Consider the following 15,140-nt stretch of genomic DNA (forward strand, 5'->3'; position numbering starts at 1 on the left):
GCCCGCGAAGCGCGGGTCGGCGTGGGTGGCGGCCGTGGCGATCCACACCGGTTCGCCCGCGCGGATGACGTACTCGCCCAACCGCTCGTCCTTCAGCGGGAATCGCGGCACGAAGTTGGCCAACGGCGGCTTCCTCAGGGCGACATGGTTGACGGCCTCGCGGATCATGCCGGCGGACAGGCTGGCACGTGCGCGGCCGTCGCCGGTGATGATCTCGACCACGGCGTTGGTGATGAGGATGCTCGCGTGATCCGAGATCATCCCCATGAGCATGGTGAGTTCGTGGGCCAGCTCCTCGGTGGTCAGGCGGGGATGCGCGGCGAGCAGGTAGGAGGGGAAGTCCTCGCCCGGCCGGTTCCGCTTCTCCTCGCCGAGTCTGCCCATGGCGGCCAGGACCCGCGCGGACGCCTCGGCCGCGTCCGGTCCCGCGTCGAGGATCCGCCAGATGTCCAGGAGCGCCTCGTCGCCCGGTAAGCCCGAGACGCCCAGCAGTTCACCGGCGACCATCAGGGGCAGCGGGCGCGAGAACTGCGCGGCGAGGTCCGCCGTACCCGAACGGCCCCCGCGTACCAGGATGGTGATGAGTTCGTCGGCCGTCCTGCGGATGTTGTCCCTGAGTCTGCGGGCCTGCGGATGGCCCGGGTCCTGGAACGGTCTGAGCGCCGCGTCCCAGGCGGCCCGGTAGCGGGCGTGGTCGGGGCCGCCGCGCGCCATCATGTTCCGGGCCGTCAGGGCGGGGGCGACCGGCCAGTCGGCGGGGACGCGGCCCTCGTTGCGGGCCCGCCAGTGCCGCATGCCCTTGGGCCAGCGCTCGTCGTTCTGGAGTACGTACAGGGCTTCCGGGTAGCCGAGCACCAGCCAGACGGGCACCCCCAGCAGGTCCACGGGTGCCACGGCCCCGTGCCGCCGGCGCAGCCGCTCGTGCACCACGTCCGGGTGGTCCTGGTACTCGCGCCCCAGCAGGGGCTCCCGGCTCAGTGACTCCAGGGTCAGGGCTCCGTCGCCCGTCCCGCCGACTCGTTCCACGTCTGTCTCTCCCACGGTGTTCCCACCACCCCGGTGGGGCCGATGATCACACAGTGGTCCTGGAGGACCACGCGGGCCAAGCCCGGCGACGTCAAAACCTTGGCCAACGTTCGCGGCGGGGCGAGGGGACGGCGGCCGGTGGGGCGGCGGCCGGTGGCGCCCGGTGGTGTGCCGCGACGCACCCGGCCGGTCGGAGATCGTTCGCCCCGTGGGGCCTTAAGCTCGGCGGATGGCGAAGTATTTCGATGTGCACCCAGAGAACCCCCAGCGACGCACCATCAGCGGTGTGGCGGACAACATCCGGTCCGGCGCGCTCATCGCGTACCCCACTGACTCCTGCTACGCCCTGGGATGCCAGCTGGGCAGCCGTGACGGCATCGACCGCATCCGGTCGATCAGGAAGCTCGACGACCGTCACCACTTCACGCTGGTGTGCCAGAACTTCGCGCAGCTGGGCCAGTTCGTGCACATCGACAACGACGTGTTCCGCGCGATCAAGGCGGCGACGCCCGGCAGTTACACCTTCATCCTGCCCGCGACGAGGGAGGTGCCCCGTCAGTTGCTGCACCCGAAGAAGAAGACGGTCGGGGTCCGGATCCCCGACCACGTCGTCGCGCAGGCCCTCCTCGCCGAACTGGGTGAGCCGCTGCTGTCCAGCACCCTGCTCCTGCCCGACGAGGAGGAGCCACTGACGCAGGGCTGGGAGATCAAGGAGCGGCTCGACCACGAGGTGGACATCGTGATCGACTCGGGCGACTGCGGCACCGAGCCGACGACGGTCATCGACTTCTCGGGCGACGAGATGGAGATCGTACGGCGGGGGGCGGGCGACACGGCCCGGTTCGAGTAGCCGGGGCGGGCGGCCACCGACCGGACGCCGGCCGACCGCCGCCGGACGTCTCCCGGGGCCGGAGCCCGGCACACCCCGTTACGGTGGTCCCCCATCCCATCCGCAGGGGGCAGCCGTGAAAGTGTCGTTCTGGACCGTCCTCGCCGTCCTCCTCGCCGCCCTCGCGGTCGGCAGCTTCGCGTCGGCGGGCCCCGGGGCCGGCGGGCCCAGCGAGGTCGGTGACCTGGTCGTCACCGCCGTGCTCGCCGTCGGGGCGTGGGCGAGCTGGAAGATGCGGCGGCGGCGATGACCGTGTGATCAGGCCGACGCCTTGGCCAGGTTCTTCTCCAGGTTCTTCAGGTAGGCGCCCATGAAGTGGTCGCGGATCCCGTCCGAGGTGGGGGCCAGGAGGTCGGCGGTCAGGCCCTTGGCCCGGTCGCGCAGCCCGGTCAACAGCGGCATTCTGTCGTGCAGTTCGCCGTCGGCGTCGAAGTAGCGGATGGTGTCGACGTGGGTGAACACCGGCTCCGGCGGGACCTGGGGCACGATGTCGTTGTTGTTGACGAACCGGTAGGTGCGGTTCTTGAGCGCGGTGTTGTGCGCGGCGGCCAGCAGCCGGTCGCAGGTCCGGGGCTGCCCGTACGTGTAGATGCCGTGCGGTACGACTCCGGGCCGGTCGAGGCACAGCCGGGTGCCGGCCAGCATGGCCAGCGCGCCGCCGAGGCTGTGCCCGGTGAACCAGACGCTCTGCCCGCCGGCGCCGAACTCGGCGACAGTGTCGCGTACTTCGGGGTAGACCGAGGCGAGCGCCTGGTGGAAGCCGTAGTGCACGAAGCCCTTGCCGCCGGGGCCGGGGACGGGCGGGGTGGTGGTGTCCGAGAGCCAGTCCTTGATCTGTGTCGGCTCGGTGCCCCGGAACGCGACCACCACCATCCGGTCGCTGCCCGCCACGTACGCCTGGGTGTCCTCCAGCGGGAAGGGCAGGGCGTGCGGCGACACGAAGTGCCGGAACCGGTCGAACCCCCAGGCGGCCGTTTCGTCCCGCGCCGCGTCGGCGTCGCTGTACGCCAGTTCGGCGGCCCTGGCCAGCCAGTACGCGTGCGTCAGGTCGTACCGGGTGACGGAGTGGTCGATGGGGGTGACGGGCACGGGGCCTCCTGCGGCTCGGTCGGGCGTGGCAGTTCGATGACGAAGATCATCGGCCACGGGAGCCGCTTCCGCACCACGCGCCTACACCCGATCGGTCGGCGCGCGGGAGCCCGCCGGGCCTGGACCGCACGCCCTCCGCCCGCCGCCCACAGTCCGTGCCGCGCCGGTGCCCGGCACGGCCACGCGTCCCGCCGTCGCCCGCGTCGTGAGCGTCCGCCTCATGGCGAGGGCGACGCGTCGACCACGGCGAAGAGGTCGCGTGCCGTGCTGCCGTCCGGGAGGAGCCAGGCGGCGGAGACGTAACCCAGCGGTTGTTCCGTACGGGCGGCCACGTCGTCCTCGCCGGGCCGCAGAACGCGGTTGAGGAGGACGGTCAGCTCGGTGTCCGGGCCGGGCCGCGCGCCGGCGGAGGCCGCGTCGGCGGTCCGTACGAGAAGACGTGTGCCATACGTCCCGTCCGTCACCCGCGTCGACCTGATCGGCCCCGGCCCACCGCTCCCCCCGAAGAACGAGGTGACCGTCGGGTCGGGGGTGTCGCTCACGCTCTGGTCCTGCGCCTGCGCCTCACCCCTGACGAGGGCGAGCAGTTGGGCGACCACCACCGGGTCATGGGTCCCGTCGTAGACCCATCGCCGCCCCAGCACCTCGTGCTCGGTGGTGCCGACGAGCGCGTGGTCCGCGCCGTCGAGCGGCGCGCCGCGATAGCTGAGCGGGACCTGGTACGAGACCGGTTCGTCGCCGGACCAGTCGGTCACCACGATGAACTCGATGCCGACCGCGCCGTCCGGGTCGTCGAGCCGGAAGCCGCCCACCTTGGCCAGTTCCGCCTCGTCGCCCTGGCCGACGTACCACGGCCGGCCGGGCAGCCACCCGGCGAGCAGCTCCAGCTTGCCGGGTTTCAGTGTGACGTGGTGGATGGTCGCCATGCCTGATCTCGCTTCCCCTGAGCCGCGCGGGCCTCGCGATCATCTCACCGCGCCCCGGGTCCTGCCGAACCATTTTTCCGGAGCCCGCGCGCATCCGGGGACTCCGCTCGCGCGAGTGTGTCCGCCACGGTGGTGACGGCGGTCCGTACGACGGAGCGCAGATCGGCGTCGGACGTGCCGGCGCGGCTCAGTACCGCCAGCGACTGGACGACGGCGACCACGAACACGGAGAGTTCCTCGACCACCTGGTCGTCGGCGCCGGAGGCCGCCAACACCCCGCTGACGCGCGCCCGTTGCTGCCCGAGCAGGGTCCGGACGCGCTCACGGCTGCTCGCGGTGAGGGTCGCCGACTGCGCGGTCGACTGCGCGACGAGGCATCCGTCGGGGACGTCCGGGTCGGTGATGCGGTCCAGCACCACGCCGAAGAACGCCTCGACGGCGCGTACGGGCTCGTCCGGATGCGCGGCGAGCGCCCGCTCGTACCGGGCGCCGTAGATCGAGGAGTAGCGGTCGAGGCACTGCCGGAACAGGGCGTCCTTGCCGCCGAACGTCCCGTACAGCGATCCGCGGCCGAGACCGGTGGCGTGGCCGAGACGGTCGACGGAGGCGTCCGCGTACCCCTGCTGCCAGAAGACGTGCATCGCCCGGTCCAGGGCGATGTCGACGTCGAACTGCTTCCGCCCCGCCATGCCGTACCTCCTGATGCGCGTGGGCCGCCCCGGCGGCGCCTGTACCGGAGAGCGTACCCATGTCTTGGAACGATCGGTCAAAGTATCTTGTACCGATCGATCCAACTTGTGTACGGTCCCTCTCACGCCCCCGGGAACTCACGCCCCTCGGAAAGAGGACCGCCATGCACGCGTCACCGACCCGCTCACCCGCGCCTGAGGGCCCCGGCTCGGTCTCCGGGGTGCCGCACCTCCCGGCGGGTTTCGCCGATACCTTCACCAGCCGGTACGTGGACACCGGCAGGGATGCCGGCCCCGACGGGCTCCGCCTGCACGCCGTCACCGGCGGCGACGGGCCCCCGCTGCTCCTTCTCGGCGGGTGGCCCCAGACCTGGTACGCCTGGCGTCTCCTGATGCCCGCCCTCGCCCGGGACCACCAGGTCGTCGCCGTCGACCCGCGGGGCGTCGGACTCTCCGACAAGCCCCGGGACGGGTACGACACCGGCACCCTCGCGGCGGACATGGTGGCGCTCATGGGCGCGCTCGGGCACGAGCGTTTCGCGATGGTCGGTCACGACATCGGCATGTGGACGGGCTACGCGCTGGCCGCGGACCATCCCGGCCGGCTCGACCGCCTGGTGGTCGCCGAGGCCGCCATCCCCGGCCTGGCCCCGTCCCCGCCCCTGTTCGGGGACCGTGAACTCAACGACCGGCTCTGGCACTTCGGCTTCAACCGTCTGGGAGAGCTGAACGAGCTGCTGGTCCGGGGGCGGGAACACGCCTTTTTCTCCCACCAGTTCGCCTCGAAGGCGGCGAGCCCGACGGCTCTGCCCGCCCACGCCGTCCAGGTCTACGTGGAGGCTCTCGCGGCCGGTCCTGAGGCGCTGCGGTGCAGTTTCGAGTTCTACCGCGCGCTCGACACGACGATGGAGCAGAACAGCCGCCGCAAGGAGCGCCGATTGACGCTTCCCGTCCTGACACTCGCGGGAGCGGAGTGCTCGGGCGAGCTGGTCGGGAACACGATGCGGCTGGCCGCCGACCACGTGGAGAGCCGGATCCTGCCCGACTGCGGCCACTATCCCGCCGAGGAGGCACCGGGGGCGACACTCGCCGCGCTGACGGCGTTCCTGGCGCCGTACCGGCGGGCTTAGACCGTACGGGACGTCCTAGGGCGCGTCCCTGGGGGCCGGGACCCGGCCGCAGAGCACGTTGCCCGGTTCCGCCGGATCGTCGCTCATCCAGAACTGGCGCCACAGCAGGGCGAATTCCTCGCGGCTGAGGTGGCCGTCGCCGTTCAGGTCGAGGAGCTCGAAGACACCCGTCACGTCCACGGGCCGGCCGTTCCAGGTCTCGACCAGCCGGCGGTGTTCCTCCGGAGAGATCACGCCGTCGCCGTTGGCGTCCACGGCGTCGAAGACGGTCTCGGCGGTCGCCGTGACGTCCGCGACCATGGCGGGCAACTTGTCGACGAGGGCGAGCAGTTCGCCCATGTCGATCGCGCCGTCCCCGTTCGTGTCGCCGGTCTCCAGCAGCGCCGCCCACCACCCCATCAGCAGCGTCTCCACCCGGTCGCGCAGTTCCGTGCCCGGGTCCACTCCCGGGAGGCGGTTCCAGCGGGCGACCAGCGCCCTGAAGTCCTCTTCGCGCAGGTAGCCGTCGCCGTCCGCGTCGAACGCGGCGAACATTGTCCTGAGCTTGCGCTCCTGAAACGTACTGGCCATGAGCGGCCTCCCTCTCGGCGCGGGACAACGGCGGTCCGACCAACTGTTTTTCACCATAGGCCGAGAGGCGCCTCCACCCCCACGGGCACATCCAGGCGAAGAGTCACCCACAAGTGCGACAATGAGAAAAGGCCACCGCGTGTTCGTGGAGGGACCGCACATCTCTCCAACAACACACGGTGGCCGCCCTCCGTGTCACCGCCGAGACCGGTCAGATCGATAACGGTCCGGTGGGAACAGGTGGGTGGGGACCGTCAGAGCAGTTCCAGCCTGGTGATCTCCCGTCCCGCCGACCGGTCCATCACCATCCGCAGTCCGGCCGCCCGCGTCCTGTCGTACGCGGCCTCGTCCGTGACGCCCAGCTGGAACCAGACCGCCTTGGCCCCGAGCGCCACCGCCTGGTCGGCGACCTCGCCCGCCAGGTCGGAGTTGACGAACACGTTCACCACGTCCACCGGGAACGGGATCTCCGCGAGCGAGGCGTACCCCTGCTCGCCCTCCACCGTCTCGGCCTTGGGGTGCACGGGCACCACCCTCTTGCCGATGCGCCGCAGCTTGTCGGCCACCCGATAGGCGGCCCGTTCCTCGTTGTTGGACAGGCCGACCACGGCCCAGGTGTCCCCCGTTTCGGTAAGAATGTGTCTTATCGTCTCATCATCGCCATAGATCGTCATGCGGGTTCAACGTCGGTGACGGCGACGGCGTTCCAGGACCGGGCAGGCGAATCCACCGCCCGGCGGGGCCTGCCTACCGGCGGTGGAGCCTGACGCCGAGGCCGCGGACCGGGACCTCCAGGGTGACGGTGGTGCCTTCCCCGGGTGCCGAGTGGACCGTGAGCTGCGCGTCCAGGAGGTCGGCGCGCTCACGCATGGCCGCCACCCCCACCCCTCCGGACACGGTCGTACGGGGCGGGGCCCGGAGGGCCGCCGCGGCGGCGGGCGTCAGGCCCACACCGTCGTCGGTGACCTTCGTGGAGAGGGAGTGGCTGTCGCTGTCCAGGTCCACGCGGATCCGGGTCGGCCGGGCGTGCTTGACGGCGTTGGTCACCGCCTCCTGCACGATGCGGTAGACGTGAGCCTGCGCCTCGGGGCTCAGTTTCGCGCCGAGTTGGTCCCACCGCGCCCCCACGCGCAGTTCGGCGTCGATGCCGAAGTTGTCCGACGTACTCCGGCACAGTGCCTCCAGCGCCGGGCGCAGGCCGAGTTGGTCGAGGGCGACCGGGCGCAGTTCCGCGATGAGGTGGCGCAACGAGGTGATCTGGTTGCCGACCAGGCGCCGCGCCTGGTCGATGGCTTCCTTCATGACGCCGGGGCGGTCGCTCGCGGAGGCCGAGGTCAGCACGATCTGCACGGCGCCCAGTTCCTGGAGGGTGTCGTCGTGCAGTTCGCGGGCCCAGTGCCGCCGCTCCCGTTCCTCCCCGTCCCGTCTGGCCTGGGTCCACTCGCGGTCGAGGCTGCGGTGGCGCAGGGCGGACCGGCGTCCTATCGCCGCGGCGAAGGCGATCAGGGTGAGGGGGACGAGGTGCAGACCGTTGAGGAGGGGCGCCTCGACGATACGGACCAGGAGCGCCACGGCGATGACGTACGAGATCCCGCCGATGACCGTGAGCCAGGGCCGCCGGGCCTCGGGGCTCAGTACCGCGGCCGCCAGGAAGGACGTACCGGCGGCGAGGCAGAGCGCGAATTCGACGGTCAGCGAGTGATGGGCGACCTCGAACGCGAGCGTGATCAGGAGCAGGAACGAACCGGCCGCCTCGACGACCGCGCCGGCTCGTGCCCGCGACAGGCGGATCATGCCAGCAGCCCGCGCTCACGTGCGGCGGTGACCAGGTCGGCCTTGGTCTCGGCGCCCAGCTTCTCCCGGATCCTGGCACGGTGCGACTCCACCGTCCGTACGGACACGTGCTCGTGCCGCGCGATCTCCTGGTTGGTGTGGCCCTGCGCGAGCAGGGACAGCACCTCCACCTCGCGCGCCGTCAGGGCGCCGTCGTCCGCCGCGCCGGGAACGTCGGGGCCGGTGACGGCCAGGCGGGCGCCCAGCGAGGGCTGTACGTACGTGTCCCCCGCGCCGACCTGGCGGGCCGCCCCCAGCAGCTCCTCGGCGGCGGCCTCCTTCAGCAGGTATCCGGTGGCCCCGGCCCGCAGCGCCTCGCGGGCGAACGCGGGGTCCTCCTGCATGGTGAGGACGAGGATGCGGGTACGGGGCGAGGCGGCCAGCAGGTCGGGGATCGACCGCAGGCTGGACTGCCGCGCCAGGGTCAGGTCCAGGACGAGGACCGCGGGGTGGTGCCGCGCCACGGCCGCGAAGGTCTCCGGCAGGGTGGCGCTCTCCGCGACAATCTCGAAGGCGGGGTCCTCGGCCAGGAGGAGCCGCATGCCCGCGCGGACCACGAGATGGTCGTCCGCGAGCACCACGCTCAGGCGTGGCGACGGTTCCCCACCGGTGACGCGGTCGACGTCGTCCATGCCCCAACCGTAGATCGCGGGACCGCTCCGCGAGAACTCGGCGATCAAGGATGCGGGGAACCCGCACCGGGCGTGCGGCAACCGTGCGGGCCGGCGGGGGCAGGCCCGCGACCACGGTACGGAAGGCGGCAGAGAGCGTGCGGGGCAGTGCCGACGCCATGGGGCCGCCCGGGTCGCAGGCTCGTAGGTGACAAGGTTCGGCACTTCCTCACAGGATGCACACGATGACCTCCCGTCCCACCGCCCGCAGGACCGCGGACTCGTCCGCGATCTCCTCCGACACCCCCTCGGCAGTCCTCTCCCGGAAACTCTTCCAGGCGGCGCAGAACCTCACGGGCGCCGCGGTCCCCACGCTGGCCGACGCGTCCTCCGTGGACGTGCTCGAACAGCTGCTGCGTGGTGAGGTGCCGCCGCCCGGACCCGTCCACGCGAGCGAGGAGTTCCGGTGCGCGGCCTTCGCCACCACGCGGGAGGACGTCGCCCGGAGCGCGTACGCGGTCGGCGGGACGAGCCATGTCCCGCAGGCGACGCCGTTCCGGCAGAGCCTGTCCGATCTGCGTCCGCGCCTGATCCGCCATCTGAGCCACAGCAGCCGGTGGCTCGCTCGCGACCCGGGGCGCGCCCGCCTGATCCGCGAGGCGGGGGCCCACTCCCTGATCGTGCTTCCGCTGACGGTCCGGGGTGTGGTCCTCGGCCTGTTCGTCCTGTACCGGCTGGCCGGGTCGAACCCGTTCGGCGAGGACAGCCTCCAGGAGGCCGCCCGGCTCGCGAACCGTGCCGCGCTGACCCTGGACACCGTCCGGCGCCGCATCGAGGAGGACGCGCTCGCCCGGCTCCTGCGGCACGCCCCCGAGGCGGAGGAGCCTCCGGTGCTCAGCGCGCTCGAAGCGGCCCACGGGCGCGGCCCCGCCGAGTCCACCGCCGCGCAGTGGTACGACGTCCTCCCGCTGTCGGGCGCGCGGGTGGCCCTGGTGGTGGGCACGGCGGCGGGGCGGGGGGTACCGGCCGCGGTCGCCATGCACCAGCTCAGGGCGGTGATCACCGCGCTGTCTGCGCTCGACCTGCCGCCCGACGAGTTGCTGACCCGCCTGGACGACGCGGTGACGCGGCTGGACCGCCGGCCGCCTGCCCCGTACCGGCGACCACCCGACCGGAACCGGCCCGGGACGAGCTGCCTCTACGTGGTCTACGACCCCACCACCGAGCGCTGTGTCGCGGCCCGGGCGGGCGATCCGTCGGTCCTGGTCGCCGACCCGGACGGCGAGGTCAGCACTCCCCGCCTCGCCCCGCACAGCGCCCTGGGCACGGGCGACGAGCCCTTCGAGACCACCGAGTTCGAGGCGCCGACGGGGAGCACGCTGCTGCTGAGGGGTGGGAGCACCGGTCTCCGGCAACGGCACGAACCGCACCCGGCGCAGCGCGCCGGCGCCGACGACGAAGACGCCGATGCCACCACCGACGCTGACGCCGACGCCGACGCCGACGCCGACGCCAACAGCGACAGCGACAGCGACAGCGACACCAACACCGACGACCCGACCACGGAACGGCTCCGGGAAGCCATGATCCACTCCGCACCCCATCTGCCCCGACTCGCCGACCGCGTCCTTCGGCATCTGCCTCTCGACCGGCGGCCTCCCGTCCTGCTGGCCCGGACGAGAGCGCTGGACCCCAAGGACGTCGCCGCCGTGACCCTGCCCCCGGACCCGGCGACCGTCTCCACGGCCCGCGCCTGGGCCGGCCGCCAGCTGGCCGCGTGGCTGCTGGACGACCTCGCGTACGACACCGCCCTGGTGGTCAGCGAACTGGTGACGAACGCCGTCCGCTACTCCGGCGGGCCCATCGGGCTGCGGCTGATCCGCGACGAGCGTGTCCTGATCTGTGAGGTCTCCGACACGAGCGGGGCGGGCCCGCACCCGTACCGTCCGCGCGCGACCGACGAGGGCGGGCGCGGCCTGACGATCGTCGGCCGGCTGACCCAGCACCAGGGCACCCGGTACACGTCCTCGGGCAAGACGGTCTGGACCGAGCAGTCCCTGCCGGAGTGAGTGCGGTGCGGTGTTACGTCAGTGGCTTGGCGTAGCAGAGGCTCAGTTCGTGGAAGCGGTAGTGGCCGAACTTGGCGCAGGGTTCGTAGCCGCTGGACGCGTAGAGCGCGAGCGCCTCGGGCTGCTTGGTGCCGGTCTCCAGCACCATGCGGGTACGGCCGGCGGCCCGGGCGTCGTCCTCCAGGGCGGCCAGGATCAACCGGGCCAGACCCCGCCCGCGCGCCTCAGGGGTCACGTACATGCGCTTGATCTCGGCGTCCCCGTCGGAGTACCCGTCCTCGTTCTTCTCCTGGCTGCGCCAGCCGCCGGTGGCGACCGGGACGCCCAGGTCGTCGTAGGCGATCAGGTACCGGCCGCGCGGCGGCTCGAACATGTCCGGCGCGAGAAAGGTGACGTCGCCTTCGTCGCCGTACCGCTCGCCGTATTCGAGCTGTACGCGATCGTTGAGCCGGACGGCGTCGGGGTGGCCGAAGGAGACAGTGCGTATATCCATCGAAATGATTGTAGTTCCATACATCGCAGCGCTGAGCCACCCCCGCCCCTCTCGGACGGGCGCGGGCCGGAGATCACACCTACAGTGAATCGAACGGCATGAGGGAAGGTGCGACATGGCCAGGACCAACGGCGCACGAGCGACGACGGACCCGACCGGCGTGCTGGACACGCTGGTCGTCTTCGGCATCACCGGGGATCTCGGCCGCAAGATGACGCTCCGGTCCCTCTACCGCCTGGAGCGGCGGGGCCTGCTCGACTGCCGCATCATCGGCGTGGCGTCCACGGACATGAGCACCGCTCAGCTCGCGGCGTACGCGCGCGACGCGATCGCCGCCACCGGGGAGCCGGTGGAGGACGCGGTCTTCCAGCGGTTCGCCGGGCGGCTGACGTACCTGCCCGGCGATGTCATGGACGACGCGCTCTACGAGCGGCTGGCGCGGGAGATCGGCCCGGGACACCGCCCCCTGTTCTACCTGGAGATGCCCCCGTCGCTGTTCGCGCCCATCGTCGAGCGGCTCGGCAAGGCGGACATCCTGGCGAACGCCTGCGTCGCGGTGGAGAAGCCCTTCGGAAACGACCTGGAGTCCGCGCGTCAGCTGAACGCGCGGCTGCGCGCGGTGCTGGACGAGGACCAGTTGCTGCGGGTCGACCACTTCCTCGGCAAGGAACCGGTCATCGAGCTGGAGTACCTGCGGTTCGCGAACCCGGCGCTGGCCGGCCTCTGGGACCGGAACAGTGTGTCGGCCGTCCAGATCACCATGGCGGAGGACTTCGGCGTCGAGGACCGGGGGAAGTTCTACGACTCCGTGGGCGCGCTCCGTGACGTCGTGCAGAATCACCTTCTCCAGGTGCTGGCGCTGGTCACGATGGATCCGCCGACCCGCTCCGACGCGGACAGTGTGCGCGACAAGAAGGCCGAGATCCTCAGCGTCGTCCGCGCGGCCGATCCGGCGCACTGCGTCCGGGGCCAGTACGCGGGGTACGCGGACGTTCCCGGGGTGGCGGCGGGCTCCACCACCGAGACGTTCACCGCCCTGCGCCTGGAGGTGGAGAACTGGCGGTGGACCGACGTCCCGTTCTTCCTGCGGGCGGGGAAGATGCTGCCGCTGCGGGCGACGGAGGTACGGCTCCTGCTGCGCCGCGCGCCGCGGCTGGCCTGCCTTCCCGCGCCGACGCAGGCGGAGCAGAACCAGATCGTGCTGCGTATCGACCCGGATCCCGGTCTGCGGCTCCAGCTGGTCGGGCAGGGCGACGACGCGTCCTGGCAGCCGATCAACCTCAGCGCCTCGTTCGCCCCGGACGTCGGTGAGCCCTTCGAACCGTACGAGCGGCTGCTGCACACCGCCCTGACGGGCGATCACCGGTTGTTCACACGCGAGGACAGCGTCGAGGAGTCCTGGCGCATCGTGCAGCCCCTGCTCGACAACCCGCCCGAGGTGCATCCGTACCAGCCGGGTTCGTGGGGCCCCGAGGAGGCGAAGAAGCTGGTGCGCGGCCATCCTTCGTGGCGCGAGCCGTGGGTGGGCCCGGCGCGCTGAGACCGCTCGCGCGGTCCGGTTTTGAGGTGCGCGCGGTGTGCGCTACCGTTGATCTTGAGCTTGCGGCCGACACACCGGATCGCGGGTCCCGCGTTGGTGGTCCAAGGAAAGACGCCCCGCTTCCTGCGGGGAAATGCAGGTGCAAGGCCTGCCCAGCGCTCCATTGCTCCGTCCAGGGGTGCGACATGTCGTGCCGGAGCCGCCCGGCGGGCGACTGTCCTCAATCGCCGGGCGGGCTGAAGTGACCGCTCGGTGGGCAGCGGGGAGCCGCGGGTCAGTGGTGGGATGAGCGGTACAGGTCCCGGAGCAGGGCGATTTCGGCTCCGTGGTGGAGTACTTCCTGGTTGACCCACCACACGATGTCGACGAACGGCTCCTCCGCATCGCTGCCGTGCGGGTAGGTGCAGTACCCCACGGTGTCGAGCGCCGCGTCGTCCGCCGCCGACAGTGCCTTCCGCCAGGCCGCCGCGCCGTCCTCGAAGGCCGCGACCGCGCTCGCCGCGTCGCCGGGGACGGGATGGTCGTCGCGGGTCAGTACACGACGACCCGCCGTGTGGTCGGCACGGAGCGTCAGCATCTCGCTGAGGTGGCTCAACCGCCAGGCGAGGGTGGTGAAGGGCGGGGGCCACGGGTGCGGGTACGACGCGGCGTCGCGCCCCCACTCGCCCGCGCCCGCCAGGAAGGTCGCGCGTGCGCCCGGGCCGGCCGTGCGCCGCCGGACCGACCAGCAGTCGGGCACCGGCTCCCAGAGGTACTCCGCGTCCGTCAATGCTCCGACCTCGGTCTCCGTGCCGTCGCCGCTGTCCATGACGGGCCCCGCCAGACGGCCGACCAGGCGCTCGCACGCGAAGTCGAATTGTTCCAGGAGAGGGACCAACCGGGAGGGGATCATTGGACGTTCCCATGTTCGACGGAAAGAAGAGCGGACGAGCGGAAGGGCTGAAGGGCTGAGGGAAAGTCCGCCTGGTCCGTCAGCTTCGCACCGCCTTTACCTCACCGCACCTCACTTACCGGTCACCCGGCGGCCGGTCGCCTTCGCGCGCCGCGGAGGTCCGGTGGGTGCGGAAGGTGCTCCGGTACGTGTCCGGCGGCACGCCAAGGGCGCGGTGGAAGTGCCGGCGCAATGTGGCGGCGGTCCCCATGCCCGTGCGGGCGGCGATGAGTTCGATGCTGTCGTCGGTGGTTTCGAGGAGTTCCTGGGCGCGGTGGATCCGCTGGGTGTGCAGCCAGCGCAGCGGGGTGACACCGGTGGCGGCGGTGAAGCGCCGGGTCAGGTTGCGGGTGCTCATGTTCGCCCGGCGGGCCAGGTCGGGCACGGTCAGCGGCCGGTGCAGCCGCCCGCTCGCCCAGTCCAGCAGGTCCGCGAGCGCGTGACCGGTGTCGGCGGGGGCCGGTACGGCGACGAACTGGGCCTGGCCGCCCGCGCGTCGGGCGGGCACCACCAGGCGACGGGCCAGCGCGTTGGCGACCGCCGCGCCGTGGTCGAGGGTGACGAGGTGCAGGCACAGGTCCATCCCGGCGGCCTTGCCGGCCGAGGTGAGGACCGTACCCTCGTCGACGTAGAGGACGTCCGGGTCGACCTGGACGCGGGGGTGGCGCGCGGCGAGTGTGGCGGCGTGTTCCCAGTGGGTGGTGGCGCGGCGGCCGTCCAGCACTCCGGCGGCCGCCAGGACGAACGCCCCGGTGCACAGCGACACGACCCGGGCGCCCCGGTCGTGCGCCGCGCGCACGGCGTCCACCAACTCGCCCGGCAGGTCGGCCTCGACATCACCGCAGGCCGCGACGATCACGGTGTCCGCGTCCGCCAGGGCGTCGTACCCGTGCGGGGTGTCGACGCGCAGCCAGCCGCCGAGCCGCGCCTGCCGGGGCCCGCAGACGCGGAAGTCGTACCACGGCTCGGCCAGCCCTCGGTCGACGCCGAACACCTCGCAGGCCGCGGCGGCTTCGAACAACAGGGCCCCGTCGTACAGCGCCAGCACCACGGAGGTCCGGTCCGAGGAGGTCATGCCCGAAGCCGTCACGTCCGAAGTCGTCACGTCCGAAGAGGTCACGTCCGAAAGTGTACGCATCTCGTCGTTTCAGCCACTCGTGGCCACGGTCCCCGGCCGTGATCCTGGCTGAATGAACAGACAACACCGGGCAGTCGCGGTCATCGGCGCCTACGGCCACACCGCCGCCTTCGTCCTCGCCGAACTGCGCCGGCGCGGCCTCGCCCCCGTCCTCGTCGGCCGCGACGCCACCAGGCTCCGCGCCGCCGCCCGGGCGCACCCCGGAG

The 15,140-nt window shown here is 71.9% G+C and carries 16 protein-coding genes; 5 read left to right on the top strand and 11 right to left on the bottom strand.

Going from position 1 to position 15,140, the window contains the following annotated elements:
• Nucleotides 1-1,041, bottom strand: a 1,041-nt coding sequence (locus GT042_RS23520; RefSeq protein ID WP_161310714.1) for a cytochrome P450, incomplete at its 3' end; no start/stop codon positions are given.
• A gap of 214 nt (nt 1,042-1,255) precedes the next feature.
• Here GT042_RS23520 and GT042_RS23525 point away from each other — a divergent pair.
• The gene (locus tag GT042_RS23525; protein WP_161310715.1) at nt 1,256-1,876 is read left to right on the top strand and encodes an L-threonylcarbamoyladenylate synthase; all 621 of its coding nucleotides are present in this window, start codon (nt 1,256-1,258) and stop codon (nt 1,874-1,876) included.
• Nucleotides 1,877-1,991: 115 nt separating this feature from the next.
• The gene (locus GT042_RS23530) at nt 1,992-2,165 is read left to right on the top strand and encodes a hypothetical protein (protein ID WP_161310716.1); all 174 of its coding nucleotides are present in this window, start codon (nt 1,992-1,994) and stop codon (nt 2,163-2,165) included.
• Nucleotides 2,166-2,173: 8 nt separating this feature from the next.
• Here GT042_RS23530 and GT042_RS23535 read toward each other — a convergent pair whose 3' ends face one another.
• The 3 genes from GT042_RS23535 to GT042_RS23545 all read right to left on the bottom strand — a co-directional run bounded on the left by GT042_RS23535 (nt 2,174) and on the right by GT042_RS23545 (nt 4,619).
• On the bottom strand, nt 2,174-3,004 hold the full coding sequence (locus GT042_RS23535) for a lipase family protein (RefSeq protein ID WP_161310717.1): 831 nt from the start codon (nt 3,002-3,004) through the stop codon (nt 2,174-2,176).
• Between the two features lie 218 nt (nt 3,005-3,222).
• The gene (locus GT042_RS23540; RefSeq protein WP_161310718.1) at nt 3,223-3,930 is read right to left on the bottom strand and encodes a 1,4-alpha-glucan branching protein; all 708 of its coding nucleotides are present in this window, start codon (nt 3,928-3,930) and stop codon (nt 3,223-3,225) included.
• Nucleotides 3,931-3,974: 44 nt separating this feature from the next.
• Nucleotides 3,975-4,619: a TetR/AcrR family transcriptional regulator gene (locus GT042_RS23545; protein WP_161310719.1), complete on the bottom strand. Its 645-nt coding sequence runs from the start codon at nt 4,617-4,619 to the stop codon at nt 3,975-3,977.
• 164 nt (nt 4,620-4,783) lie between these two features.
• Between GT042_RS23545 and GT042_RS23550 the strand changes: the two genes are divergently transcribed.
• Nucleotides 4,784-5,749: an alpha/beta hydrolase gene (locus GT042_RS23550; protein ID WP_161310720.1), complete on the top strand. Its 966-nt coding sequence runs from the start codon at nt 4,784-4,786 to the stop codon at nt 5,747-5,749.
• A 15-nt stretch (nt 5,750-5,764) separates the two neighbouring features.
• Here the strand turns inward: GT042_RS23550 and GT042_RS23555 are convergent, their stop codons facing one another.
• The 4 genes from GT042_RS23555 to GT042_RS23570 all read right to left on the bottom strand — a co-directional run bounded on the left by GT042_RS23555 (nt 5,765) and on the right by GT042_RS23570 (nt 8,784).
• Nucleotides 5,765-6,319 carry an EF-hand domain-containing protein gene (locus GT042_RS23555; RefSeq protein ID WP_161310721.1) on the bottom strand — a complete coding sequence of 185 codons (555 nt, stop codon included), beginning with the start codon at nt 6,317-6,319 and terminating at the stop codon, nt 5,765-5,767.
• 254 nt (nt 6,320-6,573) lie between these two features.
• Nucleotides 6,574-6,987: a CoA-binding protein gene (locus tag GT042_RS23560; RefSeq protein ID WP_161310728.1), complete on the bottom strand. Its 414-nt coding sequence runs from the start codon at nt 6,985-6,987 to the stop codon at nt 6,574-6,576.
• Nucleotides 6,988-7,066: 79 nt separating this feature from the next.
• Nucleotides 7,067-8,113: a sensor histidine kinase gene (locus tag GT042_RS23565; RefSeq protein ID WP_161310722.1), complete on the bottom strand. Its 1,047-nt coding sequence runs from the start codon at nt 8,111-8,113 to the stop codon at nt 7,067-7,069.
• Nucleotides 8,110-8,784 (bottom strand): response regulator transcription factor, encoded by a 675-nt coding sequence (locus GT042_RS23570; RefSeq protein ID WP_161310723.1) that lies wholly within the window; start codon nt 8,782-8,784, stop codon nt 8,110-8,112. Before GT042_RS23570 ends, GT042_RS23565 begins: the two co-directional genes overlap by 4 nt.
• A 224-nt stretch (nt 8,785-9,008) precedes the next feature.
• Here GT042_RS23570 and GT042_RS23575 point away from each other — a divergent pair, with 224 nt between their 5' ends.
• Entirely contained in the window at nt 9,009-10,832 is a 1,824-nt protein-coding gene (locus GT042_RS23575; RefSeq protein WP_161310724.1) for an ATP-binding SpoIIE family protein phosphatase, read from the top strand.
• A 13-nt stretch (nt 10,833-10,845) separates the two neighbouring features.
• Here the strand turns inward: GT042_RS23575 and GT042_RS23580 are convergent, their stop codons facing one another.
• Nucleotides 10,846-11,325: a GNAT family N-acetyltransferase gene (locus tag GT042_RS23580; protein ID WP_161310725.1), complete on the bottom strand. Its 480-nt coding sequence runs from the start codon at nt 11,323-11,325 to the stop codon at nt 10,846-10,848.
• A 115-nt stretch (nt 11,326-11,440) separates the two neighbouring features.
• Here GT042_RS23580 and GT042_RS23585 point away from each other — a divergent pair, with 115 nt between their 5' ends.
• Nucleotides 11,441-12,865 (top strand): glucose-6-phosphate dehydrogenase, encoded by a 1,425-nt coding sequence (locus tag GT042_RS23585; RefSeq protein ID WP_161310726.1) that lies wholly within the window; start codon nt 11,441-11,443, stop codon nt 12,863-12,865.
• A gap of 274 nt (nt 12,866-13,139) precedes the next feature.
• Here GT042_RS23585 and GT042_RS23590 read toward each other — a convergent pair whose 3' ends face one another.
• Both GT042_RS23590 and GT042_RS23595 read right to left on the bottom strand, forming a co-directional pair.
• Nucleotides 13,140-13,757 carry a DinB family protein gene (locus GT042_RS23590; protein WP_161310727.1) on the bottom strand — a complete coding sequence of 206 codons (618 nt, stop codon included), beginning with the start codon at nt 13,755-13,757 and terminating at the stop codon, nt 13,140-13,142.
• 115 nt (nt 13,758-13,872) lie between these two features.
• The gene (locus tag GT042_RS23595) at nt 13,873-14,871 is read right to left on the bottom strand and encodes a helix-turn-helix domain-containing protein (RefSeq protein WP_161310729.1); all 999 of its coding nucleotides are present in this window, start codon (nt 14,869-14,871) and stop codon (nt 13,873-13,875) included.
• Nucleotides 14,872-15,140 lie beyond the last annotated feature (269 nt).

Source organism: Streptomyces sp. SID3212, from assembly GCF_009865405.1.
GTDB lineage: Bacteria > Actinomycetota > Actinomycetes > Streptomycetales > Streptomycetaceae > Streptomyces.